Origin of the sequence: Pseudomonas faucium, from assembly GCF_021602585.1 — a bacterium.
GTDB classification, from domain to species: Bacteria; Pseudomonadota; Gammaproteobacteria; order Pseudomonadales; family Pseudomonadaceae; genus Aquipseudomonas; species Aquipseudomonas faucium.
In genome coordinates this window covers 77,310-102,724 of sequence record NZ_BQIP01000012.1, presented here as the reverse complement: position 1 = coordinate 102,724, position 25,415 = coordinate 77,310, and the positions used below count along the sequence as shown (strand labels likewise).

Annotated in this window: 27 protein-coding genes and 1 pseudogene; 14 read left to right on the top strand and 14 right to left on the bottom strand. The window is 63.7% G+C overall.

The window, feature by feature from the left end; translation table 11 throughout:
• Positions 1-166 precede the first annotated feature (166 nt).
• The 4 genes from L6D75_RS15885 (at position 167) to L6D75_RS15870 (ending at position 3,548) form a co-directional block, all read left to right on the top strand.
• Positions 167-748: a hypothetical protein gene (locus L6D75_RS15885; RefSeq protein WP_176514162.1), complete on the top strand. Its 582-nt coding sequence runs from the start codon at positions 167-169 to the stop codon at positions 746-748.
• A 237-nt stretch (positions 749-985) separates the two neighbouring features.
• The gene (gene rfbB, locus L6D75_RS15880) at positions 986-2,056 is read left to right on the top strand and encodes a dTDP-glucose 4,6-dehydratase (RefSeq protein WP_176514160.1); all 1,071 of its coding nucleotides are present in this window, start codon (positions 986-988) and stop codon (positions 2,054-2,056) included.
• Positions 2,057-2,136: 80 nt separating this feature from the next.
• Complete coding sequence (gene rfbA / locus L6D75_RS15875; protein ID WP_176514158.1) at positions 2,137-3,027, top strand: glucose-1-phosphate thymidylyltransferase RfbA; 891 nt, start codon at positions 2,137-2,139, stop codon at positions 3,025-3,027.
• A gap of 188 nt (positions 3,028-3,215) precedes the next feature.
• On the top strand, positions 3,216-3,548 hold the full coding sequence (locus L6D75_RS15870; RefSeq protein WP_176514156.1) for a ComEA family DNA-binding protein: 333 nt from the start codon (positions 3,216-3,218) through the stop codon (positions 3,546-3,548).
• A gap of 51 nt (positions 3,549-3,599) precedes the next feature.
• Here the strand turns inward: L6D75_RS15870 and L6D75_RS15865 are convergent, their stop codons facing one another.
• A complete protein-coding gene (locus L6D75_RS15865) occupies positions 3,600-3,767 on the bottom strand; it encodes a DUF2897 family protein (RefSeq protein WP_016500979.1) in 168 nt (55 codons plus the stop codon).
• Positions 3,768-3,950: 183 nt separating this feature from the next.
• Between L6D75_RS15865 and pyrF the strand changes: the two genes are divergently transcribed.
• The gene (pyrF, locus tag L6D75_RS15860) at positions 3,951-4,652 is read left to right on the top strand and encodes an orotidine-5'-phosphate decarboxylase (RefSeq protein ID WP_176514154.1); all 702 of its coding nucleotides are present in this window, start codon (positions 3,951-3,953) and stop codon (positions 4,650-4,652) included.
• Positions 4,653-4,729: 77 nt separating this feature from the next.
• Here the strand turns inward: pyrF and kdsA are convergent, their stop codons facing one another.
• The 3 genes from kdsA to L6D75_RS15845 form a co-directional block, all read right to left on the bottom strand.
• Positions 4,730-5,572, bottom strand: a complete 843-nt coding sequence (gene kdsA / locus L6D75_RS15855) for a 3-deoxy-8-phosphooctulonate synthase (RefSeq protein ID WP_176514234.1) — start codon at positions 5,570-5,572, stop codon at positions 4,730-4,732.
• A gap of 216 nt (positions 5,573-5,788) precedes the next feature.
• Complete coding sequence (locus tag L6D75_RS15850; RefSeq protein WP_176514151.1) at positions 5,789-6,922, bottom strand: acyltransferase family protein; 1,134 nt, start codon at positions 6,920-6,922, stop codon at positions 5,789-5,791.
• Positions 6,923-7,011: 89 nt separating this feature from the next.
• The gene (locus L6D75_RS15845) at positions 7,012-8,013 is read right to left on the bottom strand and encodes an NADP-dependent oxidoreductase (RefSeq protein WP_176514149.1); all 1,002 of its coding nucleotides are present in this window, start codon (positions 8,011-8,013) and stop codon (positions 7,012-7,014) included.
• A gap of 172 nt (positions 8,014-8,185) precedes the next feature.
• On the opposite strand from L6D75_RS15845, the gene L6D75_RS15840 reads away from it, so the two are divergent.
• Positions 8,186-8,947 (top strand): SDR family oxidoreductase, encoded by a 762-nt coding sequence (locus L6D75_RS15840; protein ID WP_176514147.1) that lies wholly within the window; start codon positions 8,186-8,188, stop codon positions 8,945-8,947.
• Here L6D75_RS15840 and L6D75_RS15835 read toward each other — a convergent pair.
• Entirely contained in the window at positions 8,934-10,097 is a 1,164-nt protein-coding gene (locus L6D75_RS15835; RefSeq protein ID WP_176514145.1) for an MFS transporter, read from the bottom strand. The two genes, L6D75_RS15840 and L6D75_RS15835, sit on opposite strands and share 14 nt — an antisense overlap.
• A gap of 226 nt (positions 10,098-10,323) precedes the next feature.
• Between L6D75_RS15835 and L6D75_RS15830 the strand changes: the two genes are divergently transcribed.
• The 3 genes and pseudogenes from L6D75_RS15830 to L6D75_RS27490 all read left to right on the top strand — a co-directional run bounded on the left by L6D75_RS15830 (position 10,324) and on the right by L6D75_RS27490 (position 13,778).
• Positions 10,324-11,721, top strand: a complete 1,398-nt coding sequence (locus tag L6D75_RS15830; RefSeq protein ID WP_176514142.1) for an aminotransferase-like domain-containing protein — start codon at positions 10,324-10,326, stop codon at positions 11,719-11,721.
• A 116-nt stretch (positions 11,722-11,837) separates the two neighbouring features.
• Positions 11,838-12,869: pseudogene (locus tag L6D75_RS27495) on the top strand (methyl-accepting chemotaxis protein); the annotation flags it as partial.
• Positions 12,870-12,905: 36 nt separating this feature from the next.
• Positions 12,906-13,778, top strand: a complete 873-nt coding sequence (locus L6D75_RS27490; protein WP_371871950.1) for a methyl-accepting chemotaxis protein — start codon at positions 12,906-12,908, stop codon at positions 13,776-13,778.
• 105 nt (positions 13,779-13,883) lie between these two features.
• On the opposite strand, the gene L6D75_RS15820 is transcribed toward L6D75_RS27490, so the two are convergent.
• The gene (locus L6D75_RS15820; RefSeq protein ID WP_176518171.1) at positions 13,884-15,074 is read right to left on the bottom strand and encodes a benzoate/H(+) symporter BenE family transporter; all 1,191 of its coding nucleotides are present in this window, start codon (positions 15,072-15,074) and stop codon (positions 13,884-13,886) included.
• A 145-nt stretch (positions 15,075-15,219) separates the two neighbouring features.
• Between L6D75_RS15820 and L6D75_RS15815 the strand changes: the two genes are divergently transcribed.
• A complete protein-coding gene (locus L6D75_RS15815) occupies positions 15,220-15,822 on the top strand; it encodes a glutathione S-transferase family protein (RefSeq protein WP_176518170.1) in 603 nt (200 codons plus the stop codon).
• Between the two features lie 118 nt (positions 15,823-15,940).
• On the opposite strand, the gene L6D75_RS15810 is transcribed toward L6D75_RS15815, so the two are convergent.
• From L6D75_RS15810 to L6D75_RS15790, 5 genes are all read right to left on the bottom strand, one after another.
• Entirely contained in the window at positions 15,941-16,306 is a 366-nt protein-coding gene (locus L6D75_RS15810) for a glutaredoxin (RefSeq protein ID WP_176512012.1), read from the bottom strand.
• A 59-nt stretch (positions 16,307-16,365) separates the two neighbouring features.
• Entirely contained in the window at positions 16,366-16,911 is a 546-nt protein-coding gene (gene folE / locus L6D75_RS15805) for a GTP cyclohydrolase I FolE (RefSeq protein WP_008093613.1), read from the bottom strand.
• A gap of 70 nt (positions 16,912-16,981) precedes the next feature.
• Positions 16,982-17,542 (bottom strand): Smr/MutS family protein, encoded by a 561-nt coding sequence (locus tag L6D75_RS15800; protein WP_176512013.1) that lies wholly within the window; start codon positions 17,540-17,542, stop codon positions 16,982-16,984.
• A gap of 142 nt (positions 17,543-17,684) precedes the next feature.
• Positions 17,685-18,005 carry a hypothetical protein gene (locus L6D75_RS15795; RefSeq protein ID WP_176512014.1) on the bottom strand — a complete coding sequence of 107 codons (321 nt, stop codon included), beginning with the start codon at positions 18,003-18,005 and terminating at the stop codon, positions 17,685-17,687.
• Positions 18,006-18,077: 72 nt separating this feature from the next.
• Positions 18,078-18,668 (bottom strand): cysteine hydrolase family protein, encoded by a 591-nt coding sequence (locus L6D75_RS15790; protein WP_176512015.1) that lies wholly within the window; start codon positions 18,666-18,668, stop codon positions 18,078-18,080.
• 179 nt (positions 18,669-18,847) lie between these two features.
• Here L6D75_RS15790 and prmB point away from each other — a divergent pair, with 179 nt between their 5' ends.
• Positions 18,848-19,756 carry a 50S ribosomal protein L3 N(5)-glutamine methyltransferase gene (gene prmB, locus L6D75_RS15785; RefSeq protein ID WP_176512016.1) on the top strand — a complete coding sequence of 303 codons (909 nt, stop codon included), beginning with the start codon at positions 18,848-18,850 and terminating at the stop codon, positions 19,754-19,756.
• Between the two features lie 115 nt (positions 19,757-19,871).
• Here the strand turns inward: prmB and L6D75_RS15780 are convergent, their stop codons facing one another.
• A complete protein-coding gene (locus L6D75_RS15780) occupies positions 19,872-20,660 on the bottom strand; it encodes a hypothetical protein (RefSeq protein ID WP_176512017.1) in 789 nt (262 codons plus the stop codon).
• A gap of 81 nt (positions 20,661-20,741) precedes the next feature.
• Positions 20,742-21,704 carry an alpha/beta hydrolase gene (locus L6D75_RS15775; RefSeq protein WP_176512018.1) on the bottom strand — a complete coding sequence of 321 codons (963 nt, stop codon included), beginning with the start codon at positions 21,702-21,704 and terminating at the stop codon, positions 20,742-20,744.
• Positions 21,705-21,837: 133 nt separating this feature from the next.
• Here L6D75_RS15775 and aroC point away from each other — a divergent pair, with 133 nt between their 5' ends.
• The 3 genes from aroC (at position 21,838) to L6D75_RS15760 (ending at position 24,752) form a co-directional block, all read left to right on the top strand.
• A complete protein-coding gene (aroC, locus tag L6D75_RS15770; protein ID WP_176512019.1) occupies positions 21,838-22,929 on the top strand; it encodes a chorismate synthase in 1,092 nt (363 codons plus the stop codon).
• A 132-nt stretch (positions 22,930-23,061) separates the two neighbouring features.
• Positions 23,062-24,216, top strand: a complete 1,155-nt coding sequence (locus tag L6D75_RS15765; RefSeq protein ID WP_176512020.1) for an MFS transporter — start codon at positions 23,062-23,064, stop codon at positions 24,214-24,216.
• Positions 24,216-24,752, top strand: a complete 537-nt coding sequence (locus L6D75_RS15760) for an oxidase (RefSeq protein WP_176512021.1) — start codon at positions 24,216-24,218, stop codon at positions 24,750-24,752. Before L6D75_RS15765 ends, L6D75_RS15760 begins: the two co-directional genes overlap by 1 nt.
• 126 nt (positions 24,753-24,878) lie before the next feature.
• On the opposite strand, the gene L6D75_RS15755 is transcribed toward L6D75_RS15760, so the two are convergent.
• Positions 24,879-25,151, bottom strand: coding sequence for a DUF3509 domain-containing protein (locus tag L6D75_RS15755; RefSeq protein ID WP_176512022.1), 273 nt, complete (start codon positions 25,149-25,151; stop codon positions 24,879-24,881).
• Positions 25,152-25,415 lie beyond the last annotated feature (264 nt).

The following is a 25,415-nucleotide window of genomic DNA, read 5'->3' as shown; positions in this document are numbered from 1 at the left end:
GCCGTTGTACGACTGTGCGTGACAGTTTGTTTACATCTGGTCAACCAATCGTTAGCTGAGCAGAGCATTTTTTTCTCCATCGGCGATGGCACAGTGGTAATATTGCGGTCCCTTGAATCTGGGCAGGGTCCAGAGGTTCAACAGCGTCCCCATAAGGAAATTGATTGTGAAAAAGAGTAACTACCTCAACGCTTTGGTAATGAGTGCGGTAGTGGGGGCGACAGCCTTGTTGACTGCGTGTGATAACAAAAGCGCCTGGGACAAGGTGTCCGAGTCGGCACCGTCCACCGCAACTGAGGCTGCGCTCTATCTTCACCAAGAAGCCAAAACGTTCAACGAAGACGAACTGAACAAGCTGGCCAGTGCCTTGGTGAATACGCGGGACCTTCCGTTCATTAAGCAACTGACCGATGAGCTCATTTACAAAACCCGCGACAAGCAGGATAACAAGCTGGCTGTGTTTATTGCCGAGCAAGGTTATCTTGTAAAAAATGATCCGATTTTGGCAAACCGTGCCGGTCTTGAATACAAGACTGGGCGTTTTGTGACCAAGGATTATGACAAGGCTGCAAGCATTCTCGGCAGCCCTGCACTGAAGAAGGCGTCGGTGGCCAAGTTCTACCTGGCAGAAGTTCTGCTGGCAGAAGACAATCCCAAGCGTGACCCTGCTACGGGTAAGGCACTGCTGGTCGAGTCTGCAAATGCGGGTGTCGAAGCTGCCCAAAAGAAACTGCAAGAAATCAACTGATCGGTTCCGCCAGTGCGGCGTTTCTCTGGCGCCGCATTGCTTCCCGAGTCCCACGGCTTTACCTCCCCCCCGTTTACCACGTTAGCCTTCAGGCGGCCCCCTGTGGGCATTTGCATGCTCTTTCTCAAATCTTGCATGCCCAGCTATGCTCCTACAGGATTGTTTGCCGATAGCGTCTGGAGCGACCACGCATGCAGGCGTGCCATCATTGAACACAAGCGAGAATGATCTGAGCCTATGACTATCCTGGTTACCGGCGGTGCCGGCTTCATCGGAGCGAATTTCGTCCTCGATTGGGCAAACCAATCAGACGAGACGATCATCAACCTCGACAAGCTGACCTACGCCGGCAACCTGCAAAGTCTTGCGAGCCTCGAGGGCAACCCGCAACACGTGTTCGTGCAGGGTGACATCGGCGATGGGCCGTTGCTGCAGCGCCTTCTAGCGGAACACCAGCCGCGCGCCGTGCTCAACTTCGCTGCCGAATCTCACGTCGACCGCTCCATTCATGGCCCGCGAGCATTCGTCGAGACAAACGTGGTCGGAACGTTCCAGTTGCTCGAAGCGGTACGCGCGTATTGGCAAGAGCTAGATGCCGAGAGGTATGCGGGTTTCCGCTTCCTGCATGTCTCCACAGACGAGGTCTACGGTTCGCTCAAGGCTTGCGAGCCGGCGTTCACCGAAACACATCAGTACCAGCCCAACAGCCCTTACTCGGCAAGTAAGGCGGCCAGCGATCACCTGGTTCGCTCCTACCACCACACCTACGGCCTGCCGGTGCTGACCACCAACTGCTCGAACAATTACGGCCCCTATCATTTTCCCGAGAAGCTGATCCCATTGATGATAGTGAATGCGCTTGCCGGCAAGGCGCTGCCAGTCTATGGCGACGGCCAGCAAATCCGTGACTGGCTCTACGTCAAGGATCATTGCAGTGCCATCCGCCGCGTGCTCGAAGCGGGTCGGGTAGGCGAGGTGTACAACGTCGGAGGCTGGAACGAGATGCCCAACCTGCAAATAGTCCATCACGTTTGCACGTTGCTCGACGAGCTTCGCCCTCGTTCAGATGGGGAGCCTTATTCCAGTCAGCTCAGCTTCGTTACCGATCGTCCTGGCCATGATCGCCGCTACGCCATCGACGCGCGCAAGCTAGAGCGTGAATTGGGCTGGAAGCCTGCGGAAACTTTTGAAACCGGTATCCGTAAAACCGTCCAGTGGTATCTGGACAACCAGCAATGGGTCCAGGGTGTGCTGTCGGGTAGTTATCGCGAGTGGGTTGAGAAAAACTACGCGGGACGCTCCGTATGACAGTGCCCATCCGTATGCCTATCCGATAGCGGCAAAACAATGCAGCTGACTGACCGCACGCCTGACAGAGATTACATGATATGAGCACAAGTAACCGTAAAGGCATCATTCTGGCGGGCGGCTCTGGTACCCGCTTGCATCCGGCCACGCTGGCGATTTCAAAACAGCTTTTGCCGGTCTACGACAAACCGATGATCTACTATCCGCTGACCACGCTCATGCTGGCGGGCATTCGTGACATCCTGATCATCTCCACGCCGCAGGACACGCCCCGGTTCGAGCAACTGCTCGGCAATGGCGACAAGTGGGGCATCTATATCAGCTATGCCGTGCAACCTTCGCCGGATGGCCTCGCGCAGGCTTTCATCATTGGTGAGGACTTCATTGGCAACGACCTGTCTGCACTGGTGCTGGGTGACAATATCTACTACGGCCATGACTTCCAGTCATTGCTGCTCGATGCGATGGGCCGTGACCAGGGAGCGAGTGTGTTCGCCTACCATGTTACCGACCCGGAGCGTTATGGCGTGGTCGAGTTTGACAGCCGTGGCAAGGCCATCAGCCTGGAAGAGAAACCCGCAAAACCCAAGTCCAACTACGCGGTCACAGGCCTGTACTTCTACGATCAAGACGTGATCGAGATGGCCAAGAGCCTCAAGCCTTCACCTCGCGGCGAGCTGGAAATCACCGACCTCAACCGCCTTTACCTCGAGCGTGAACAACTGTCTGTCGAGGTGATGGGACGCGGCTATGCGTGGCTGGATACCGGTACCCATGATTCGCTGCTCGAAGCCAGTGGCTATATCGCCACCATCGAGCGCCGGCAGGGCTTGAAAGTTGCCTGTCCGGAAGAGGTTGCGTACCGCCAGGGCTGGATCGGTGCGGAGCAGTTGGAAAAGCTGGCCGCGCCGCTGATGAAGAACGGCTATGGGCAGTATCTGCAACGGGTGCTGCGCGATACGATCTTCTGAACATGTAGGAACTGAGCTCGCCTGCCATGGGATGTTTCGCCAGGTGGGCGTGCAACATGCTGTGACGTCTAATCTGGTAACCATTCCCTAGCGCCAAATGCTGGGAGAATGGCCTGTGAGCCGCTAGCGTGGGTGGGGGCAGCTTAGGATCTTGCTGCCTCAAAACTCAACTCACAGGAGTGACCTTCATGCGTAGTACCTTCCTCAAATACCTGCTGTTGCCGCTGTTCGCCGGCTTGTCCTTCTCACTGAGCGCTGCTCCAGAAACCGCCGTCGCGCCGAAGGAGCCGGTGCCTATGGTAAGTCAGGTGCAAGCACCATCTGACATGTTGAACCTGAACACTACAGATGCGCCGACCTTGCAAAAGGAGCTCAATGGCATTGGCAAGGCGAAGGCCGAAGCCATCGTGGCTTATCGGGACGCCAATGGGCCGTTCGCTTCGGTTGACGAGCTGCTGGAGATCAAAGGAATAGGCAACGCGTTGCTGGAGCGCAATCGGGGCAAACTGGTAGTGGAGTAGGGTAACCGGCCGGGGCTGGCGACTGTCTGCCCCGGCGTCATCGCCTGCGAACTATCGATCCTGCGCATCCTTGGCATCCGCCTCTGCATTGCGTTCATGCACCTTGCGTAGCTGTTCATCAGTGAGCGGCAGTTTCTTCGCGGTATCGCGTAACATCATCAACCCGCCCACGATCGAGCCGAGGGCTATGATGAGTATCAGCCAGGCATACCAAGGCATTGTGTGTTCTCCTTCAGCGTCATTGGGCAGTTCTTGTACAAATATTGAACAATTGCCGGTGCTGTTGGTTCAATTATAGGCATCGTGCACTGGCGGGCCAATTCCGTTGACCCGCGGCCCCCAAAGCCTGTGCCACTTCGTTTACAATGCGCGCCGTTTACGACTTGCCAAGAGAACCCGACCATGTCCGCCTGCCAGACGCCCCTGATCGTCGCCCTGGATTTCCCCACCCGTGACGCCGCCCTGAAGCTGGCTGACCAGCTCGACCCCGCCCTGTGCCGGGTTAAGGTTGGCAAGGAGCTGTTCACCAGCAGCGCTTCGGGCATTGTCGAAACCCTGTGCGCGAAGGGCTTCGAGGTGTTCCTCGACCTCAAGTTCCACGACATCCCCAACACCACGGCCATGGCGGTCAAGGCCGCTGCCGAAATGGGCGTGTGGATGGTCAACGTGCATAGCTCTGGTGGCCTGCGCATGATGGCCGCCTGCCGCGAAGTGCTGGCCAAGCGCAGCGGCCCGCAGCCGCTGCTGATCGGCGTGACGGTTCTGACCAGCATGGAGCGTGAGGACTTGGCCGGTATCGGCCTGGATGTGGACCCGCAGGAACAAGTGCTGCGCCTGGCCGCGCTGGCCGAAAAGGCCGGCATGGACGGCCTGGTGTGCTCGGCGCTGGAAGCGCCAGCGCTGAAGGCCGCGCACCCGGCGCTGCAGCTGGTCACGCCTGGCATTCGCCCTGCGGGCAGCGCCCAGGATGACCAACGCCGTATCCTCACCCCGCGCCAGGCGCTGGATGCAGGCTCCGACTACCTGGTGATCGGCCGCCCGATCAGCCAGGCGGCAGACCCGGCCCAAGCGCTGGCAGCCGTTGTCGCTGAGATCCGCAGCTGATCTAACGGGCTTAGCCCAAGGCTGAAAAAAAGGGCCGACATGCAGTGCGCATGTCGGCCCTTTTCATTGCCCTCGAATCAAGCAATAACCAGCGGCTGGAAGCCTTTGATTAGGTCGTCCAGCGCCTTGATCTGCGCCAGGAACGGCTCCAGCTTGTCCAGTGGCAGGGCGCTCGGGCCGTCGCACTTGGCCTGGTCCGGGTTCGGATGAGCCTCCAGGAACAGCCCAGCCAGGCCAACCGCCATGCCGGCGCGGGCCAGGTCGACGACCTGTTCGCGGCGGCCACCGGAGGCCGCACCGGACGGGTCGCGGTTCTGCAGGGCGTGGGTTACGTCGAAGATGATCGGCAAGTCGTCACAGGTGCGCTTCATCACGCCAAAACCCAGCATGTCGACAACCAGGTTGTCGTAGCCCATGCAGGTGCCACGGTCGCACAGGATCAGCTGGTCGTTACCGGCTTCCTTGAACTTGTGCACGATGTTTTGCATCTGCGACGGGCTGAGGAACTGCGGCTTCTTGATGTTGACCGGTTTGCCGGTCTTGGCCAGCGCCACCACCAGGTCAGTCTGGCGAGCGAGGAACGCAGGCAGCTGCAGCACATCGACCACTTCGGCTACTGGCGCGCACTGATAGATCTCGTGCACGTCAGTAATGATCGGGACGCCGAACTCAGCTTTGACCTTCTCAAAGATGCGCAGGCCTTCTTCCAGGCCCGGGCCACGGAAAGAGTGGATCGAGGACCGGTTGGCCTTGTCGAAGCTGGCCTTGAACACGTAAGGGATGCCCAGTTTCTCGGTAACCCGAACGTATTCGGCGCAGGCGGTCAGGGCCAAGTCCTCGGATTCCAGCACGTTGATGCCGCCGAAGAGGACGAACGGGGCGGTGTTGGAGCACTCGATGGTGGGGGTGATCTTGATCATGGTCATCTCTGTAAATCCAGTCACTGGGTTCAGTGGCGATGGCCAATCTTACAAGATCCAGGCAGCACAGGGGCAACCCGCATGCGCCGCAAGGCGAATCCCCCGATGCGACGGTGTTTTCCATCGCACCATCGCGATGCACGAGCCACTGAGACAGTTTCACCACTTCTGCTCGGCAAATAAGCCAGAGCATGGTCAACCCCTCAGGGCTTGATATCAACTGGTGACTGCTACGCCCGCTTTATCAGTGAGTCGCTTTGAAAGCGTTGCCCCGAATTGCCTGAGTGGGTTCTCGATGATGCGCAATGAGCATTCGGCAAGCAGCAGTGTCATCGCAAGTGCTAATGCCAAAGCGCCCAGCCTGGCTGCCGTCGATGTCAGGTCGGTGAGCCCCGAATGCAGGCACAGCTCTCTGGTCAATGCAAACATGGGGTTGTGGATGAGATAGATGGAGTAGGAGCGTGAACCGAGGTAAATCATCAGTTCCTGCACCCTTCCTGCAGGCTCGCTGAGGTTCGAATTGGCTGATGCAATGAACACGACTGCACCGGCGCTGATAGCGACCAAGCCCATGTAGAACGAGGACCAGCTCGCGTTGGCAAGGACAACGGGCAGGGGTAGGCTCAGGACGAAAATGACCGTCACGGTCTTTTTCCCCAAGGCCGTGAACCAGGACGAGAGGCGGTCAGCGTAATAGTGCCAGGCCAGGGCGCTGGCTACACCTAGCAGCAGGGCATCGCTGCGAATAAACCACAGAAGTGTCCCCCAGGGCCGAATCTGTATCGACTGATACAGGGCAATCATGATCACTGGAATAATCAGGGTTTTTCTATTGGTAACCAGTGCGAGCACCATGGGCAGCAATAAATAGAATTGCTCCTCCAATGACAGGCTCCAATAGTGCCACAGTGGCGTAGCAACTCCCCCGGAGTTGCCGACTGACCAGATATGGAGGTTTTGCAGGTTGAGTGCTCCATAGAGCCAGGACTCGAACATCGCCTGTTCAGGGCCGAAGGTTCTGGAGACATCGAAGCCTAGCGTCAAAAGCAGTGTCAACGTTGACCAGGTCAGCGCGGCTGGCCATAACCTGAACAGCCGGCGTACCCAAAAAGTCCCCGCGATGATCCTGAAGGATTGGCCGGTGGAAAATGCCTTCAGCAATGTTGCTGTTATGAGAAAACCGGAGATTGCAAAGAACAGATCTACTCCACCACCCAGCCAGAAATAACTGGTCCAGCTGTACCAGTCTGGATGCAAGACACCCAAGTGAGCGACAAGCGTGATCGATATTGCATAGGCTCGGAGCACCTCTATATCGAGGTTTTTGGGGCTGCTATGTTGCGCTGTCATGAGTGCTCAGGGTCAGGGTGCTTCGGTTTTGCCACTTTATACCTAAGCATAATCCCAGCGTCACCCTATTTGCCTTGGCCTGGGCAGATTCAAACTTTAAGAACCAGCTTGCCAAAATTCTCCCCGCTGAACAGCTTGAGCAGCGTCTCGGGGAACGTCTCCAGCCCCTCGACCACATCCTCCTTGCTCTTGACCTTGCCCGCGGCCAGCCACCCGGCCATCTCCTGCGCCGCCTTGCCGTACTCCTTGGCATGGTCCGTGACCACAAAGCCTTCCATGCGCGCGCGGTTCACCAGCAGCGCCAGGTAGTTGGCCGGGCCTTTGACCGCTTGCTTGTTGTTGTACTGGCTGATCGCCCCGCAGATGACGATGCGGGCCTTGAAGTTGATGCGGGTGAGCACTGCATCGAGGATTTCGCCACCGACGTTGTCGAAATACACGTCCACGCCCTTGGGGCATTCGCGCTTGAGGCCGGCGAGCACGTCCTCGGCCTTGTAGTCGATGACGCCGTCGAAGCCCAGCTCATCCTTGAGGTACTGGCACTTCTGCGCGCCACCGGCGATGCCGACCACGTGGCAGCCCTTGAGCTTGGCGATCTGGCCGACGATGCTGCCCACCGCGCCGGCTGCACCGGAGATGACCACGGTATCGCCGGCCTTGGGCTGGCCAACTTCGAGCAGGGCGAAGTAGGCGGTCATGCCGGTCATGCCCAGGGCCGAGAGGTAGCGCGGCAGCGGGGCAAGCCGGGGGTCGATCTTGTACAGGCCCTGGGGTTGGCCGGTGAAGTAGTCCTGCACGCCGAGGGCGCCGCTGACGTGGTCACCGGGTTTGTAGTCGGGGTGGTTGGAGGCCACCACTTCTCCCACGCCGAGGGCGCGCATCACCTCGCCGAGGGCCACGGGTGGGATGTACGACTTGCCTTCGTTCATCCAGCCGCGCATGGCCGGGTCCAGCGACAGGTACAGGTTGCGCACCTGGATCTGCCCCGCGCCCGGCGCCTGGGCGGGCACCGTCTCGAAGGTGAAGTCGTCGCGACGCACGGCGCCGACCGGGCGTTTGGCTAGCAGGAAGCGGCGGTTGCTCTGGCTCATGGCGGGGTCCTTGTGGGCAGGGGTAGAAGAAGGCAATTTAACCGGGTGATGCTCGTTGGTCTGCAAAATCACTGGTAAGCATGGTAGCCCAACTGTTGCCCTGATGATGCTGCCCAGCCAGGCGGTGGGCTGACTAGACTCATGGCCGATATTTCACGATCAGGAGCAACCCATGAGCATGACCTTTTCCGGCCAGGTAGCCCTGGTCACCGGCGGCGCGGCAGGTATCGGCCGCGCCACGGCACTGGCCTTTGCCCGCGAGGGGCTGAAGGTGGTGGTGGCCGACCTGGACCCGGTGGGCGGTGAGGCCACGGTGGCGCAGATTCGCGAGGCCGGCGGCCAGGCGTTGTTCGTGGCCTGTGATGTGACCAAGGACGCCGAAGTGCGCCACTTGCATGAGCAGGCCATTCAGGCCTACGGCCGCCTGGACTACGCCTACAACAACGCCGGCATCGAGATCGAGCAGAGCCGCCTGGCCGAGGGCAGCGAAGCCGAGTTCGACGCCATCATGGGGGTCAACGTCAAGGGCGTGTGGCTGTGCATGAAGTACCAGCTGCCGCTGCTGCTGGCCCAAGGCGGTGGCGCGATCGTCAATACCGCCTCGGTGGCCGGGCTGGGTGCGGCGCCGAAGATGAGCATCTACAGCGCCTCCAAGCATGCCGTGATCGGCCTGACCAAGTCGGCGGCCATCGAGTATGCCAAGAAGGGCATCCGGGTGAATGCCGTGTGCCCGGCGGTGATCGATACCGACATGTTCCGCCGCGCCTACGAGGCCGACCCGCGCAAGGCCGAGTTCGCCGCCGCCATGCATCCGGTCGGGCGCATCGGCAAGGTCGAGGAAATTGCCAGCGCGGTGCTGTACCTGTGCAGCGATGGGGCGGCGTTCACCACTGGCCATAGCCTGACCGTGGACGGCGGCGCTACTGCAATCTGAGTGGCTCGGCGCGGGCGCTGTCGCGGGCAGTCCACAGAAAGGCGACAGCAACGGCGGCGCACCCCAGCACCAGCACCGCGCCAAACACCAGCAGGGCCACCCGCGACCCCAGCCGGTCACTCAGCACTCCGGTGAAGATCACCGGCAAACTGAACCCCAGGTAGGCCAGCAGGAAGAACCCGGCACTGGCCCGGGTCTTCTCGCGGCCGGCCAGCTGGTTCACCGCTGCCAGCCCGCCCAGGTAGATGAACCCGTAGCACGCGCTGCTCGCTGCCACCGCGCCCAACAGCACGGCGCTCAGTTGCCCGCGGTCTGCGCCCCAGGCCAGCAGCGCGTAGCTGCACGGCAGGATGGCCAGGCCCAGCAGGGTGGCCTTGGCATTGGCCAGGCGCCGCGCCAGCGGCTGGAACAGCAGGCCGCAGCTGATCACGCAGAAGGTCGAAAAGCCCGACCAGTGACTCAGGCCGTGCTGGCGCAGGATGCCTGGAAGCAGGGCGATGACCAGGCCCACGCACGCCCAGGCCAGCAGGATGGCCAGGCCATACACCAGGCTGCCGGCCGGGTAGAGGGGCAGGCGCAGCATGGCGCTGCGTTGCTTGGGGCTGGGATCGGGCAGGCGCCAGACCAGCACCAGGGCAATGGCCGCGAGCATGATTTGCAGATGGAAGCTGCCGGGCGTGAGGCTCGGGCCGCGCAGCAGAAACAGGCTGGTCAGCGCCGCGCCAAGGCCAAAGCCCAGCGAGGTGCTGGCGGTGACCCAGTTGGAAGCGCGGGCGCTGCTATCGGCACCCATCAGCTCGCCCATGTAGGCGGTGGCGGTGGCCGAGGCCAGGCCAGTACCGAGCCCCAGGCACAGGCGCGCCAGGCCCAGGGTCTGCAGGCTGGGGGCGAGCAGCATGAGCAGGGTGGCGAGCATCGACAGCAGCAGGGCCGCCAGCACCAGTGGCCGGCGCCCGACCCGGTCGGCCAGGCCACCCAGGGCCAGCAGCACGGGCAGCACGCCCAGCACATAGCCAGAAAAGGCCACGGCGGTGGCGCCGGCGCCTTGGCCAGACAAGTCGGCGTAGGTGATGTAGAGCGGGGCCTGCAGGTTCACTGCCAGGGTAATCAGGCAGAGGGCGAAGGCCAGCAGGGCGGGGTTGGAGGGCATGGGGCTGATCCTGGTTTTGGGTTGTCTTTGCCGGCCCTTTCGCGGGGCAAGCCCGCTCCCACAGGTACACCACAGGATTGAAGAGCTGTGCAATACCTGTGGGAGCGGGCTTGCCCCGCGAAAGGGCCGGTACTGACACCTTGCTATCCGGCCAATCCCCCAGCAAGGCACACACATCCCCCATTTATGCTTAACTGTTCGCTCAAAACAGCCGAACACTCAAGCCATGCACTTGCCCCTCGACCGCCAAAGCCAAACCCCCCTGGTGCAGCAACTCACTGACCATCTGCAAACCTGGATCGAGCAGCAGCGCTTGCGCCCCGGCACCCGCCTGCCGTCGATTCGCACCTTGGCCCGCACCCAGGCTGTGAGCGCCTCCTGCGTGATCGAGGCCTACGACCGCCTGGTCGCCAGCGGCTGGCTGGAGGCGCGCCACGGCACGGGTTTTTTCGTCGCTGAGCGCAAACTTGGGCAGGCCCTGCAGGACCTGCCGGTCTGGGGTGAAGCCGGGGACGGCAGCTGGCGCCAGTTCCGTGAGGGCCACGAGCAACTGCTCAAGCTCGGCTGCGGCTGGCTGCCCACCGCCTGGCGCGCGGACGCCGAGCTGGCCCAGGCGATCCGCCAGGTAAGCCGCGGCAACGCCCAGGAGCTGTTCGACTATTGCCCGCCGCTGGGCCTGGCCAACCTGCGCCTGCAACTGCACAAGCGCCTGGCGCGCGTGGACATCAACGCAGGGCCAGAACGCATCCTCACCACCCAAGGCGCAAGCCATGCCCTGGACCTGCTGGTGCGCACCCTGCTGCGCCCCGGCGACACGGTGCTGGTGGAAAACCCCGGCTACTACAACCTCTACAACCTGTTGCGCCAGCACCAGGTGCGCATGCTGCCGGTGCCGCGCACGGCGGTCGGCCCGGACCTGGCAGTGCTCGAACGGCTGCTGGCCGAACACCGTCCGCGCTGCCTGTTCATCAACAGCCTGTACCAGAACCCGACCGGCACCAGCCTTACGCCCAAGGTGGCCTACCGGCTGCTGGAGCTGGCGCGCGAGCACGACCTGCGCATCGTCGAGGACGATATCTATGCCGACTTCCAGGAAGGCCCGGCCACTCGCCTGGCCACCTTGGACAGTGAACAGCGGGTGATCTACATGGGCAGTTTTTCCAAGACCCTGAGCAGTTCGCTGCGCGTCGGCTACCTGGTGGCCGACCCGCCGTTGCTGGCGCGCCTGGCCGAGCTGAAGATGGTCACCGGCATCGGCACTTCGCGCTTCGCCGAGCAGGTGGTGGGGCAGATGCTGGCCACGGGCAGCTACCGCAAGAGCGTGCAGCGTCTGCGCCTGCGTCTGGGGCAGCACATGGCCAAGCTGCTGGGGCAACTGGAGCAATACGGCTGGGAGGTGTTCTGCGAGCCATTGGGTGGCATGTTCGTCTGGGCGCGGGTACCTGGGCGCGATTTCGCCAGCCTGGAGCGGCTGGCGGGCGAACAGTCAGTACTGCTCACCCCCGGCAGCGCCTTCGATTACCAGGGCCAGCCCAGCGACTGGCTGCGGATCAATGTCGCCTATGGGCAGGACTCGCGCGCCCAAGCCTTCCTTCAGCACGCAGGGCGACCTCCAGCACGCTGAAAACGACACGCACATAGCCATTTGACACTATTGTGACCTCAAGCGCTTGTGCGTGGGCTGGCAAGGTTGCCACGCTTGGCCCTCGGGAAAACCTGACAAAGTGAAGGGGATCGGCGATGGCGGCGAGCAGGCACGGTGTTCTGGCCAACCTGGGCATGGCCCGCAAGATGGGCCTGGGCTTTGCCCTGGTGTTGCTGCTGACCCTGGCGGTGGCGGGTATCGGCATCGCGGCCCTGCACAGTGTCGGCCAGCGCTTCGACAGCCTGCGCGAGCTGGGCCAGTTCAACACCGACCTGCTGCGCCTGCGCCAGCACGAGCAGGCCTTTGCCCTGCGCTCCGACAGCGAGCAGGCCGAGGCCTTGCGCAGCGGCTTGCGCAACCTGAGTGAACGCGCCCGCGGTTTGCCGGCGCTGGCGGCCGCCGAAGCGGACCTTGCGGCCTATGGCCAGGCGTTCGACGCCTTCGTCGAGGTGGTGCAGGCCAAGGAACTGGCACTGGACATGGCCAGCTGGTCGGTGTCCAGCGTGGCCAACAACCTCGATGTGATGCAGGCGGGGTTGGCCGACGATGGCGCCTACACCCTCAAGCAGTCCCAGGGCCAGCAAGGCAGTGAATTCCTCGAGCAATCGGCCCAGGTGTCGCAGGTGTCACGGCTGATGCTGCAGGCCATGGACCAGGCCCGGGTGCGCCTGGAGCAGAGCCGCAAGGGCGATGCGGACGCCAGCCAAGGGCGTATCGCCCAGACGCTCGAGGCGGCGGCGTTGGTCGAGCAGCTCAAGGCGGCGGTGGCCGATGCCGGTTACCAGGGCGTGCTGGGCGAAGTGGCCGGCCACATTGCCAGCTTCTCCGACAAGCTCAACGAGTACACCGACCTGCTGGGCAAGGAGCAGGGCCTGAAGGTGCAGTTGCAGGCTAGCGCCGAGCAGGTGACCGGGCGGGTCGAGCAGGCCTATGTGGGCGAAGAACAGGCGATGCAGGGTGAGCTGGCGCGCAATGCCGTGGCCATTGCGGTAGCCACCGGCCTGGCGCTGCTGGTGGGCGTGCTGGCCGCCTGGTTGATCACCCGCGCGGTGGTCGGCCCGCTCAAGCGGGTGATCGCCCGCGCCCAGCGCATTGCCGCCGGTGAGCTGGGCCTGGAGCCGGAAGCGCCGCGCAACGATGAAGTCGGCCAGCTGCTGCAAGCCATGCAGCATATGGCCGCTGGGTTGTCGGGCATTGTCAGTGGTTTGCAGCAGGGCATCGAGCAATTGGCCGGCAGCGCCCAGGCGCTTTCGACGGTCACCGAACAGACCAACCGCGAAGTGGGCAGCCAGAAGGAAGAAACCGAGCAGGTGGCCACCGCCATGCAGCAGATGACCGCCACCGTGCACGATGTGGCGCGCAATGCCGAAGAGGCGGCGCTGGCCGCCCAGGCTGCCGAGGCCAAGGTCGATTCCGGGCAGCAGGTGGTGCGCCAGAGCATGCAGCGTATCGAGCAGCTGGCAGCGGCGGCGGAAACCGCCAGTGCCGGCATCGACAGCCTGAGCGCCGAGATCCATACCATTGGCGATGTGCTGGCGGTGATCAAGAGCGTGGCCGAGCAGACCAACCTGCTGGCGCTCAATGCAGCGATCGAGGCGGCTCGGGCGGGCGAGCAGGGGCGCGGCTTCGCGGTGGTGGCCGATGAGGTGCGCGCTTTGGCCCGGCGTACCCGGCAATCGACCGAGGAGATCGAGCGCCTGGTCGCCAGCCTGCGCGGCAACGCCCAGCAGTCGGTGGCGCAGATCCGCGGCAGTACCGAGCTGGTGCGCCTGGCCGTGGCCGATGCGCTGCATACGGAAAGTGCGTTGGGCAGCATCGCCGGGGCGGTGTCGTTGATCCAGCAGATGAACCAGCAAATTGCGGCGGCGGCCGAGCAGCAGAGTTCGGTGGCCGAGGAGATCAGCCGCAGCGTCACGCAGATTCGCGAGAGTGCCGATCAGGCGGCGCTGGCGATGCAGGGCAATGCCCAGTCCAGTGTCGAGTTGGCGCAGCTGGGCAGTGACTTGAAGGGGATGGTGGGGCATTTCCGTTTGTGAATGCCTGGCCCTATCGCCGGCAAGCCGGCTCCCACAGGTAACGCGCAATGCTCAATGTGGGAGCCGGCTTGCCGGCGATAGGGCCGGTACAAACGGTACAAACCTTCAGCCCTTGCGCGGGCTCAGGATCAGCAAGGTCAGCACCCCGGCAACGATCCCCCAGAACGCCGAGCCGATCGAGAACAAGGTGAACCCCGACGCCGTCACCATGAAGGTAATCAGCGCCGCCTCACGCTCGCGTGCCTCGCCCATGGCCACGGTCAGCCCGTTCATGATCGAGCCGAACAACGCCAGCGCCGCGATCGACAGCACCAGCTCCTTGGGCAGCGCCGCGAACAACGCCGCCAGCGTGGCGCCGAACACCCCGGCAATGCCGTAGAAGATCCCGCACCACACCGCCGCGGTGTAGCGCTTGCTCGGGTCTTCATGGGCATGTGGCCCGGTGCAGATGGCCGCACTGATCGCCGCCAGGTTGACCCCGTGCGAGCCGAACGGCGCCAGCAGCAGCGAGGCAAAGCCGGTGGCCGAAATCAGTGGCGAGGCCGGCACCTGGTAGCCATCGGCGCGCAGCACGGCCACGCCGGGCATGTTCTGCGAGGTCATGGCCACCACGAACAGCGGGATGCCGATGCTGATGGTGGCGGCCAGCGAGAAGCTCGGCGTGGTCCACACCGGGGTGGCCACCTCCAGCTTGAAACCGCTGAAGTCCAGCAGGCCCAGGGCACCGGACAACGCAGTGCCGACCAGCAATGCGGCCAGCACGCAGTAACGGGGCGACAGGCGCTTGACCAGCAGGTAGCTGAAGAACATGCCCAGCACCAGCAGCGTGCGGTGTTGCGCGGCGACGAAGATCTCGCTGCCGATCTTGAACAGGATGCCGGCCAGCAAGGCCGACGCCAGCGAGGCGGGGATGCGTTTGACCAGGCGCTCGAAGCTGCCGGTCAGGCCGCAGATGAGCACCAGCACCGCACAGGTGATGTAGGCGCCGATCGCTTCGGGGTAGCTGACCCCGCCCAGGCTGGTGATCAGCAGCGCCGCGCCCGGTGTCGACCAGGCGATGGTGATGGGCGTGCGGTAGCGCAGCGACAGGCCGATGCTGCACACCGCCATGCCGATCGACAGGGCCCAGATCCAGGAGGAGATTTGCGCGCTGGTCAGGCCCGCCGCCTGGCCGGCCTGGAACATCAGCACCAGCGAGCTGGTGTAGCCGGTGAGCATGGCGATGAAGCCGGCGACCACCGCCGACGGGGAGCTGTCTGCCAGGGGCCGCAGGCGTGCGGAGGTGGCATCGGTCATGGGAGAGGTCCTTGTCCATGTGTAAGCAGTTTTTTCAGACTAACGCGGGCCTGCTTGACCCTTGTCATACAGCGGGCATTGCTTTTAGCCGTACAGTCGCGAACTATTGGGCCCTGACGCGCAACTGCATGGGAGGGGAGGGGCGATGTACAAGGTCTATGGCGACTACCAGTCGGGCAACTGCTACAAGGTCAAGCTGATGCTCAGCCTGCTCGATCGGCCGTATCAGTGGCACCCGGTGGATATCCTCAAGGGCGAGACCGAAACGCCCGAATTCCTGGCCATGAACCCCAACGGCAAGGTGCCAGTGCTGAAGCTCGAGGATGGCACGTGCCTGTGGGAGTCCAACGCGATTCTCAACTTCCTGGCCGACGGCAGCGAGTTCCTGCCCAGCGAGCCGCGCTTGCGCACCCAGGTGCTGCAGTGGCAGTTCTTCGAGCAGTACAGCCATGAGCCGTACATTGCCGTGGCGCGGTTCATCCAGTTCTACCTGGGCCTGCCGGACGAGCGTGTGGAGGAATACCGCAAGCTGCACAAGGGTGGCTACAAGGCGCTGCGGGTGATGGAGCGGCAGTTGCAGATGACGCCGTACCTGGTCGGTGACCAGTATTCGATTGCCGACGTGGCGCTGTATGCGTACACCCATGTGGCCCACCAGGGTGGCTTCGAGCTGGCCGATTACCCGGCGGTGCGGGCCTGGCTGGAGCGGGTGGCCGCGCATCCTCGGCATGTGCCGATGGTCGACTGAGGCTTTATTGGCCCTATCGCCGGCAAGCCGGCTCCCACCGGTAGCCCACAATGCTCGAACTTTGTGGGCTACCGGTGGGAGCCGGCTTGCCGGCGATAGGGCCAGCGCGATTTATCGATCAAGCAAAGCGCTTGTCCAGGTAGGCAATGATGGCCTTGGACTCATACATCCAGGTCACCTGGCCTGCCTCTTCGATGCGCAGGCACGGCACTTTCACCCGGCCGCCGCCTTCGAGCAGCGCCTGGCGGTGCACTTCATCGTTCTTCGCATCGCGCAGCGCCACCGGCACGTTCAGCCGGTGCAGCGTGCGGCGGGTCTTGACGCAGAACGGGCAGGCGTGGAACTGGTACAGCGCAAGGCTTTTGGCCTGCTGCTCGACCTGCGCCTGGGCCGCGGCATCGCGCTTGCGCTTGGCCGGGCGGCTGATCCAGTCGCCGAACACGATGAGCTGGCCGAGGCCGACCCGCAAGGCTTTGACGATCATGTAGCAACTCCTGAAATGAAAAAGCCGACCCCACAGGGCCGGCTCGGGTCACGCGCCGATCACTTGATCAGGCTGAGGAACTCGCTGCGGGTGGCGGCATTTTCGCGGAACTCGCCGAGCATCACCGAGGTGAGCATGGTCGAGTTCTGTTTCTCGACACCGCGCATCATCATGCACATGTGCTTGGCTTCGATGACCACGGCCACGCCGGCGGCGCCGGTGACCTGCTGCACCGCCTCGGCGATCTGGCGGCTGAGGTTTTCCTGGATCTGCAGGCGGCGGGCGTACATGTCGACGATCCGCGCAACCTTGGACAGGCCCAGCACCTTGCCCTTGGGCAGGTAGGCCACGTGGGCCTTGCCGATGAAGGGCAGCATGTGGTGTTCGCACATCGAGTACAGCTCGATGTCCCGGACCAGCACCATCTCGCTGTTGTCGGAGGTGAACAGGGCGCCGTTGGTGACTTCTTCCAGCGTCTGCTCATAACCGCGGCAAAGGTACTTCATGGCCTTTGCAGCCCGCTTGGGCGTGTCGAGCAGGCCCTCACGGGAGACGTCCTCGCCGATTTGGCTGAGGATCTCGGTATAGTTCTGTTCCAGGGACATGGATCTACCTGTGGGAAAAAATCGCAAAAACGAAGGTTACGGCGGCAAAGCCTACGCTGCAAGCGTGGCGTTACTCGTCGCGGCCTTCCATCATGGTTCGCTTGAGCATTACATACACCGCCCCGGTGCCGCCGTGGCGGGCCTGGCAGGAGGTGAAGCCGAGCACTTGCGGGTGCTGGCGCAGCCAGGTGTTGACGTGGCTCTTGATCATTGGCCGCTTGCCGTCCAGGCGCGCCGCCTTGCCGTGGGTCACGCGCACGCAGCGCACCTCCAGCTTGGTGGCTTCGGCGATGAAGTCCCACAGGGTTTCGCGGGCTTTTTCCACGCTCATGCCGTGCAGGTCGAGGCTGCCTTCGAAGGCGATCTGGCCCAGCTTGAGCTTGCGGATCTGGGTTTCCTGCACGCCGTCGCGGCGCCACATCAGCTCGTCTTCGGCGCCGACGTCGATGACGAACTGGTCGGACAGCCCGTCGATCACCAGCGGCTGGTCACTGCGCACGGTCGCGGCCTGGCGCAGGCCGGCCAGCTGCTTGCGGTCGGCCTTGGGTTTGCCGATGTCGGCGCGGTCGTGCTTGATCGGCTTGACGCCGCGCACCTCGGCGCTGAACAGGGAAAAATCGTCGTCTTGCATGCTGCCTCCACGTGGGCGGCGTAGTTTACGCCATCAGCCCTGTGGCGTCAGTACCGGCCCTATCGCCGGCAAGCCGGCTCCCACAGGTGTGTGGCCAAGCCTGTGGGAGCCGGCTTGCCGGCGATGGGGCCAGAGAAACTGTTCAGTCGTGCTTTTTCATCAAGTGCGGCGACAGGTTCAACTCCCGCCCCCGACGCAAGCGAATACGGCTGCGCCGCCAGAACCGCACGCCGAGATACAGCAACAGCAACCCGGCCACGGTGATCACCGCGGCCAGCGGCCGATTGGCATTGAGTTCGGCCAGCGCCGAGTAGTTGCCGAGCAGCCCGGCGAAGCCGGCCATGGCCAGCAGCACGCCGAGCGTGGCAAGCAGGGCCGACAAGCCAGCCGCCAGGCGCGCACCCCAGTTACGCGGTTGCCGTGGGCGCAGGCGCTTGGCGTCGAAACTGCCTTTTAGCTTCATTCCGATTTCCTCTGTGGACATCAGGAATTGGACCGGTCGCCTGCGTTCGGGTTCCGCCTGGCTGCCGGGCGGTCAGATCAGGCTGGCGGTAGGCGCGACACAGGCAAAGTTGTCGGCCATCACGGCCATTTCACATTCGTGGATCTGCGCAGCGGGAATCACGCGGTCCTTGAGCGCCAGGTCGCGGGTGGCCGAGGCGTCTTCCACCAGGGTGCAACGATAACCATAGTCCTTGGCTCGGCGTACGGTGGTGCTGACGCTGGAATGGCTCATGAAACCGCAGACGATCAGGTCCAGGTGCCCCAAGGCCTGCAGGGTCTCGTGCAGCTTGGTGTTCTTGAAAGCGTTGGGCATGCGTTTTTCGATGACGATTTCACCCTCGCGCGGCTCGAGGCCCGGGATGAATTCGCCGGCCGGGCCTTGCGGGTCGAAACGCCCGCCTACGGTACCGAGGTGGCGTACATGGATGATCGGGCGGCCAGCCTTGCGGGCGGCGTCGAGCAACCTGGCGATGTTGGCCACGGCCTCGTCCATGCCCGACAGCGCGAGAGGGCCACTGAGGTACTCTTTTTGCGCATCGATGATGATCAGGCTGGCTTGGCTCAGCTTGGCCGGCGGGTAGTCGCGGCCAGTGAGGCGGAACATCGTGGTTGGAACGGACATCAAGGGCTCCTTGGGTAGGGCTTTTGTGTACCTATTCTCCCTTGCCTTGGCGTCAATGGGAATGGTTGACATCGCAAGCGGCGTGGTTACTGGCCTGTGGCTAGCTGCGGGGCGATCCGCGGCAACAAATGTGCGGGTAGGGCTGTTAGACTTTTGTCCGGTCTGAATAGGAGTACCCCGTGATCACATCTCGTCTGCGCACGTTGCGCGACCATATCCGCTGGGCGGTCAGCCGCTTCCATGAGCACGAGCTGTTTTTCGGCCACGGTGCCGACAATGCCTGGGACGAAGCGCGCCTGCTGGTGCTCGGTGCCGTCCACCTGCCGTGGGAGGTGGCCGACGCCTACCTCGATTGCCAGCTCGAGGACGATGAGCGGGTACGCCTGCAGCACCTGCTCAAGCGCCGCATCGAAGAGCGCGTGCCCACCGCCTACCTGCTGGGTGAGGCGTGGTTTTGCGGCATGTCGTTCATCGTCGACGAGCGCGTGCTGGTGCCCCGTTCGCCGATCGGCGAGCTGATCGAGAAGCGCTTCGAGCCGTGGCTGGCCGCCGAGCCTGCGCGCATCCTCGACCTGTGCACCGGCTCCGGCTGCATCGGCATCGTCGCTGCAGAAGTGTTCCCCGAGGCTGAAGTGGTGCTGGCCGACCTGTCCTTCGAAGCGCTCGAAGTGGCCAACCAGAACATCGAGCGCCATGGCCTGGAAGCGCGCGTGTACACCGTGCAGGGCGATGGCTTCGACGGCCTGCCGGGGCAGCGTTTCGACCTGATCCTGTCGAACCCGCCCTACGTGGATGCCGAAGACTTCGGCGACATGCCGGCGGAGTATCACCACGAGCCGGAGATGGGCCTGGCCTGCGGCAACGACGGCCTGGACCTGGTGCGGCGGATGCTCGCCGAGGCCGCCGAGCACCTGAGCGAGAAGGGTTTGCTGATCGTCGAGGTGGGCAACAGCCAGGTGCATGTCGAGGCGCTGTACCCCGAAGTGGACTTTGCCTGGCTGGAATTCGAGCGGGGCGGGCATGGGGTGTTCATGCTGACTGCCGAGCAGTGCAGGCAGCATCAGGAGCTGTTCAAGGCTCGGGTCTGAGCGGTTGGGGCTGCTTTGCAGCCCTTTCGCGACACAAGGCCGCTCCTACAGGGACGGCGTTCATGTGTAGGAGCGGCCTTGTGTCGCGAAAGGGCCGCAGAGCGGCCCCCAAGTCCTAACGCGTAGCAATCCAGATCAACAACCCCGCCTGAAACACCGCGAACGCCACCAGGCAAGTGATGGTAAAGCGCAGCCCACTGTCCTCGCGCCGGTACTTGGCCACCCGTTCATCGCGCTCGCGTAGCTGCGCTTCCTTTTCCAGCAGTTGCTGCTCGGCCTGCTGCAGCATCCCGGCGGCTTCCAGCATGTCCACCCGCTGCACCTTCTCGGTATTGAAGCCATTCTTCAGCTGGCTGACGGTAGCCTCCAGCGTGCGGCCCTTGAGGTGCTGCGGGTCGGCGTACTCCACCTCGATACCGGTGGCGCCGAGGAAGCGGTCGCGGCGCAGGCGCGTGTCTTCGTTCAGCGCATCCTTGTTCGGCAGCGCCATCCCTTCGACGTGGTAGTTCGGCCACCGGCGCTGCAGCCACTGCACCGCCTGGCCCATCATGAAACGCCCAAGGCCACGGTTCAGCGGCTCCAGTTGCAGGCCGCTGTCGCTGCCAATGCGCACCAGCCGCTCGGCATGGTCCACGCGCACATCCAGCTGGTTCTGCTCCTTGCGCACCTTCTGCCCGGGCAGGCGGATCTCCATGCGCAGCAGGCTGTGGGCCTTGTCGTGGCGCTCGGCGTGGCCGAACTCGACGAAACGCAGCGGCCGCGTGCCGCTGTTGCGGTCGGTGGGCAGCGGCGCCAGGCGCAGCAGCTGGAAGTGTTCGACGGCAAGGTCGGCCCAGGGCAGCGGGGCGCTTTCCGGGGCTTGCGGCTCTTCGGCCGGCTCTACGGCAGCGGGGGCATCGGTCATCAGGGTGTTCTCGGATACAGGCCAATACCGAGCTTATCGGCCGTATCGCCCAGGACCTGAGGCCATTGTGCGGCGATCTCCTCAAGCCGATGGCAGCTGATGAATGAACGTCACCACGCGCTCACCGAGCTCGCGCGCCAGGGGCAGCTCCGGGTTGAGGTAGCTGTCGCGCTGCAGGCGCATTTCCTTGGGGCTGATGCGCAGCATGTGGTTCATGCCGTCGATCAGCACCAGCTGGGCGTCCGGCTTGGCCGCCTTGAGGCGTTCGGCGTCGAGCACGTCCACCTGCACATCGTTGCGGCCCTGCACGATCAGGGCGGGCATGGGCAGGCGAGCGAAGGCTTGCGCCGGGTCCTGGCGGAACAGGGTGATCAGGTAGGGCTGCACGCTGGGGCGGAACACCTGGCGCAGGGGCGCGGGCACGTCCAGGCTGGTCTGCCCGGCCTGCAGGCGGTCGAGCAGGGCGCTGCTGCGGGCCAGTTGCGCCGGCGGCAGGCGCCGCGCCAGCTGCTCGCGCACCACGTCGGCCATCGGCCGGCCGCTGCCGGCCAGGGTGATCACCGCGCTGGCGCCGGCCTGTTCGGCGGCCAGGCTCGCAATCAGCGCACCTTCGCTGTGGCCCAGCAGGATTAGCTGGCCGAAGCGTGGGTCGGCCTTGAGCTTGTGGCTCCAGGCGACCACATCGGCGACGTAGCGCTCGACGCTGAGGTCGCGCTCGTCGGGTGTGGCCGGCTGGCTGGCGGCCACGCCGCGCTTGTCGAAGCGCACGCTGGCGATGTGCTCGTTGGCCAGCAGCAGGGCCAGGCGCTTGAGGTTGTCGATGCGCCCCGAGGCCGGGTTGTTGCCATCGCGGTCGGTGGGGCCGGAGCCGGCGATGATCAGCACCACCGGCGGCGGCGTGGCCTGTTGCGGCAGCAGCAGGCTGCCGTGCAGCACGCCCTGGCCGGTGTCCAGGTCGATCGGCCGTTGCAGCACGGTGGGGGAGGCGGCCTGGGCAAGGCTTGCGCAGAACACGAGGAACAGGGCAACGATGCGCGACATCATGGGGTACTACATGAGGAGATGGCAGTTTGACCCCGTCTTTGCGGGAAGGTTCGCCCGCCGGGATGCCACGGACGGCCCATCCATCTGTATACTGCCGCTCTCGTTCACCTTCAGGCAGATTCGCGGAGCGTCCATGTCCGGCAATACCTACGGCAAGCTGTTCACTGTCACCACCGCAGGCGAAAGCCATGGCCCGGCGTTGGTCGCCATTGTCGATGGCTGCCCCCCGGGCCTGGAGATTTCCCTCGCCGACCTGCAACACGACCTCGACCGGCGCAAGCCCGGCACCAGCCGGCACACCACCCAGCGCCAGGAAGCCGACGAAGTGGAGATCCTGTCCGGGGTCTTCGAAGGCCGCACCACCGGCTGCTCGATCGGCCTGCTGATTCGCAACACCGACCAGAAGTCCAAGGACTACTCGGCGATCAAGGACCTGTTCCGCCCGGCCCACGCCGACTACACCTACCACCACAAGTACGGCACCCGCGACTACCGCGGCGGTGGCCGCAGTTCGGCGCGTGAAACCGCCATGCGCGTGGCTGCCGGCGCCATCGCCAAGAAGTACCTGGCCACCCAGGGCATCCAGGTGCGCGGCTACATGAGCCAGCTGGGCCCGATCGAAATCCCGTTCAAGGGCTGGGAATCGGTGGAAAACAACGCCTTCTTCTGCCCCGACCCGGACAAGGTGCCGGAGCTGGAGGCCTACATGGACCAGCTGCGCCGTGACCAGGACTCGGTGGGGGCGAAGATCACCGTGGTCGCCGAAGGCGTGATGCCGGGCCTGGGCGAGCCGATCTTCGATCGCCTCGACGCCGAGCTTGCCCATGCGCTGATGAGCATCAACGCGGTCAAGGGCGTGGAAATCGGCGCCGGCTTCGCCAGCGTTGCCCAGCGCGGCACCGAGCACCGTGACGAGATGACCCCGCAGGGCTTTCTCAGCAACAACGCCGGCGGCATTCTCGGCGGGATCAGCTCGGGCCAGCCGATCGTCGCCCACCTGGCGCTGAAGCCGACTTCCAGCATCACCGTGCCGGGGCGCTCCATCGATGTCGACGGCAACCCAGTCGAGGTGATCACCAAAGGCCGCCATGACCCGTGCGTGGGCATCCGCGCCACGCCGATCGCCGAGGCGATGATGGCCATCGTGCTGATGGATCACCTGCTGCGTCACCGCGGGCAGAATGCCGAGGTGAAGGTCGCTACTCCGGTATTGGGCCAGCTCTGATTCGCTTTTGCCGGCCCTGTCGCCGGCAAGCCGGCTCCCACAGCATCCCCTGAAATCCATGGGCTACCCTGTGGGAGCCGGCTCGCCGGCGCTAGGGCCGGTACAGGCAACAACCCTTCACACTGAGTTCCGATGACTCCAATCCCCTACTGGCGCCTGTCCAGCTTCTACCTTTTCTACTTCGCCCTGCTGGGCTCGACGGCCCCATTCCTGGCCCTGTACTTCGACCACTTAGGCTTCTCCCCGGCACGCATCGGCGAGCTGGTGGCGATACCCATGCTGATGCGCTGCATCGCCCCCAACCTCTGGGGCTGGCTGGGCGATCGCACGGGCCAGCGCCTGCTGATCGTGCGCCTGGGCGCGTTGTCGACCCTGGCCACCTTCTCGCTGATCTTCTTCGGCAAGAGCTACGCCTGGCTGGCGCTGGTGATGGCCCTGCATGCGTTCTTCTGGCACGCGGTGCTGCCGCAGTTCGAAGTCATCACCCTGGCCCACCTGCATGGCCAGAGCTCGCGCTACAGCCAGGTGCGGCTGTGGGGCTCGATCGGTTTCATCCTCACCGTGGTGGGCCTGGGGCGGTTGTTCGAATGGCTGAGCCTGGACATCTACCCGGTCGCCCTGGTGACGATCATGGCCGGCATCGTCGCCGCCAGCCTGTGGGTGCCCAACGCCCGGCCGGTGGAGCAGGGCGAGCGCCCGGGGGCGGGCGGCTTCCTGGCCCAGCTGATGGCGCCCGGGGTGGTCGCCTTCTATGCCTGCGTGGCGCTGATGCAGCTCAGCCACGGGCCTTACTACACCTTCCTCACCCTGCACCTGGAACACCTGGGCTACAGCCGCGGCGCCATCGGCCTGCTGTGGGCGCTGGGGGTGGTGGCCGAAGTGCTGATGTTCATGGCCATGAGCCGGATCTTCGCGCGCTTCAGCATCCAGCAGGTGTTGCTGGTGAGCTTCCTGCTGGCGGCGCTGCGCTGGCTGCTGTTGGGCAACCTGGCGGCCGAGCCTGCAGTGCTGATTTTTGCCCAGGTATTGCATGCGGCGACCTTCGGCTGCTTCCACGCGGCCTCGATCGCTTTCGTGCAGGCCAGTTTCGGCCCGCGCCAGCAAGGCCAGGGCCAGGCCCTGTACGCCGCGCTGTCGGGCACCGGCGGTGCGTTGGGCGCGCTGTATTCGGGCTATAGCTGGAAATGGCTGGGGCCGACCTTCACCTTTGGTATGGCCAGCGCCGCAGCACTGGCGGCAGCCGTTATCATTGCCACTCGTTTGAACTCGACCAGGACACGCCGCTGATGAGCATCCTCTGTGTATTCCACCCCTCCAGCCCGGACTTGCCGAACAAGGTGCTGACCCACCACGACGATATCGCCGCGACGCTGGCCGAACAGGGCGTGCATTTTGCCCACCAGCCACTGGCGCTGCGCGTGCGCCCGGGCGCCGGTGAGCAGGCGGTGCTGGGCGAGTGCCGCGAGTTGCTCGACCAGCTGATGACCGCGCACGGCAGCATGGCCTACCGCGTGCTGGATCGCGATGGCGCGCAGCCGGCGCAGGCCGACCTGCGTGATGAACATGTGCATGACGCCGAGGAGGTGTTCGCGGTGGTGAGCGGCCGTGCCCAGGTCGGCATGCGCCTGGGTGACAACGTGTATGCGGTGCTGTGCGAGAAGGGCGACCAGCTGGTGGTGCCGGCCAAGACCCGGCGCTGGGTGGAGCTGGGGGATAACCCGTTCTGCGTGGCGCTGCGGCTATTTGCCAGCGAGCAGGGTGGGGAGCCGCGGTTTACCGGGGATGAAACGGCGCGGGCGTTTCTTGGGATCGATGAACTGTAGTGTCTGACCGGGCCTCATCGCGGATGAATCCGCTCCTGCAACAACGGTGCCCCGCCATCCCTATGGGCAATGCAGCAACCGTGTGTAGGCGCGGGTTCAGCCGCGAGAGGCCGGTACAGACAAACCTTATCGATAGGTCGGCAGGGCAAACCGCTGCTGACTCTGCAGCATCGAAATGACGGGCAGTTCGCTGGCCTGTTCCGCCAGGTCTCGGCGAATGGCGCTGATGGCCCAGGACAGCTGCTCGGCACTGTGCATTTGCGCGTAGGTCAGCACACGGCGGGTCACTTTGCCGTCAGCGGCGCGAAGTGTCAGCAGGATGCCACCATCGGGGCGAGGCTGGGTGGCGACCTGGTAAGCCGAGAACACCGAGACGAACTTTTCCTGGATGAGGTCCATATCAACTCCTGACTGTTAGATGGGCAGACGTGAGTTGACTGTTGCAGTGACCGTGCCAGAAAAGTCTCCTTGAAAAATTCCTTTAAATTCAGTGGCTTAAGTAGTTTTTTTTAGAGTGCCATCGTGCAGGCTGCATGGTCGTGCATTTTGCATAGTGCATTTTGCACGAGCCCGGCCATCCCTATCGGCCCCATAGATTCTGAACCTTTGACCCCTTGGCCTTGCCTGACAAACACTTGGGCAATCTTTTCTGCCAGGAGGTTC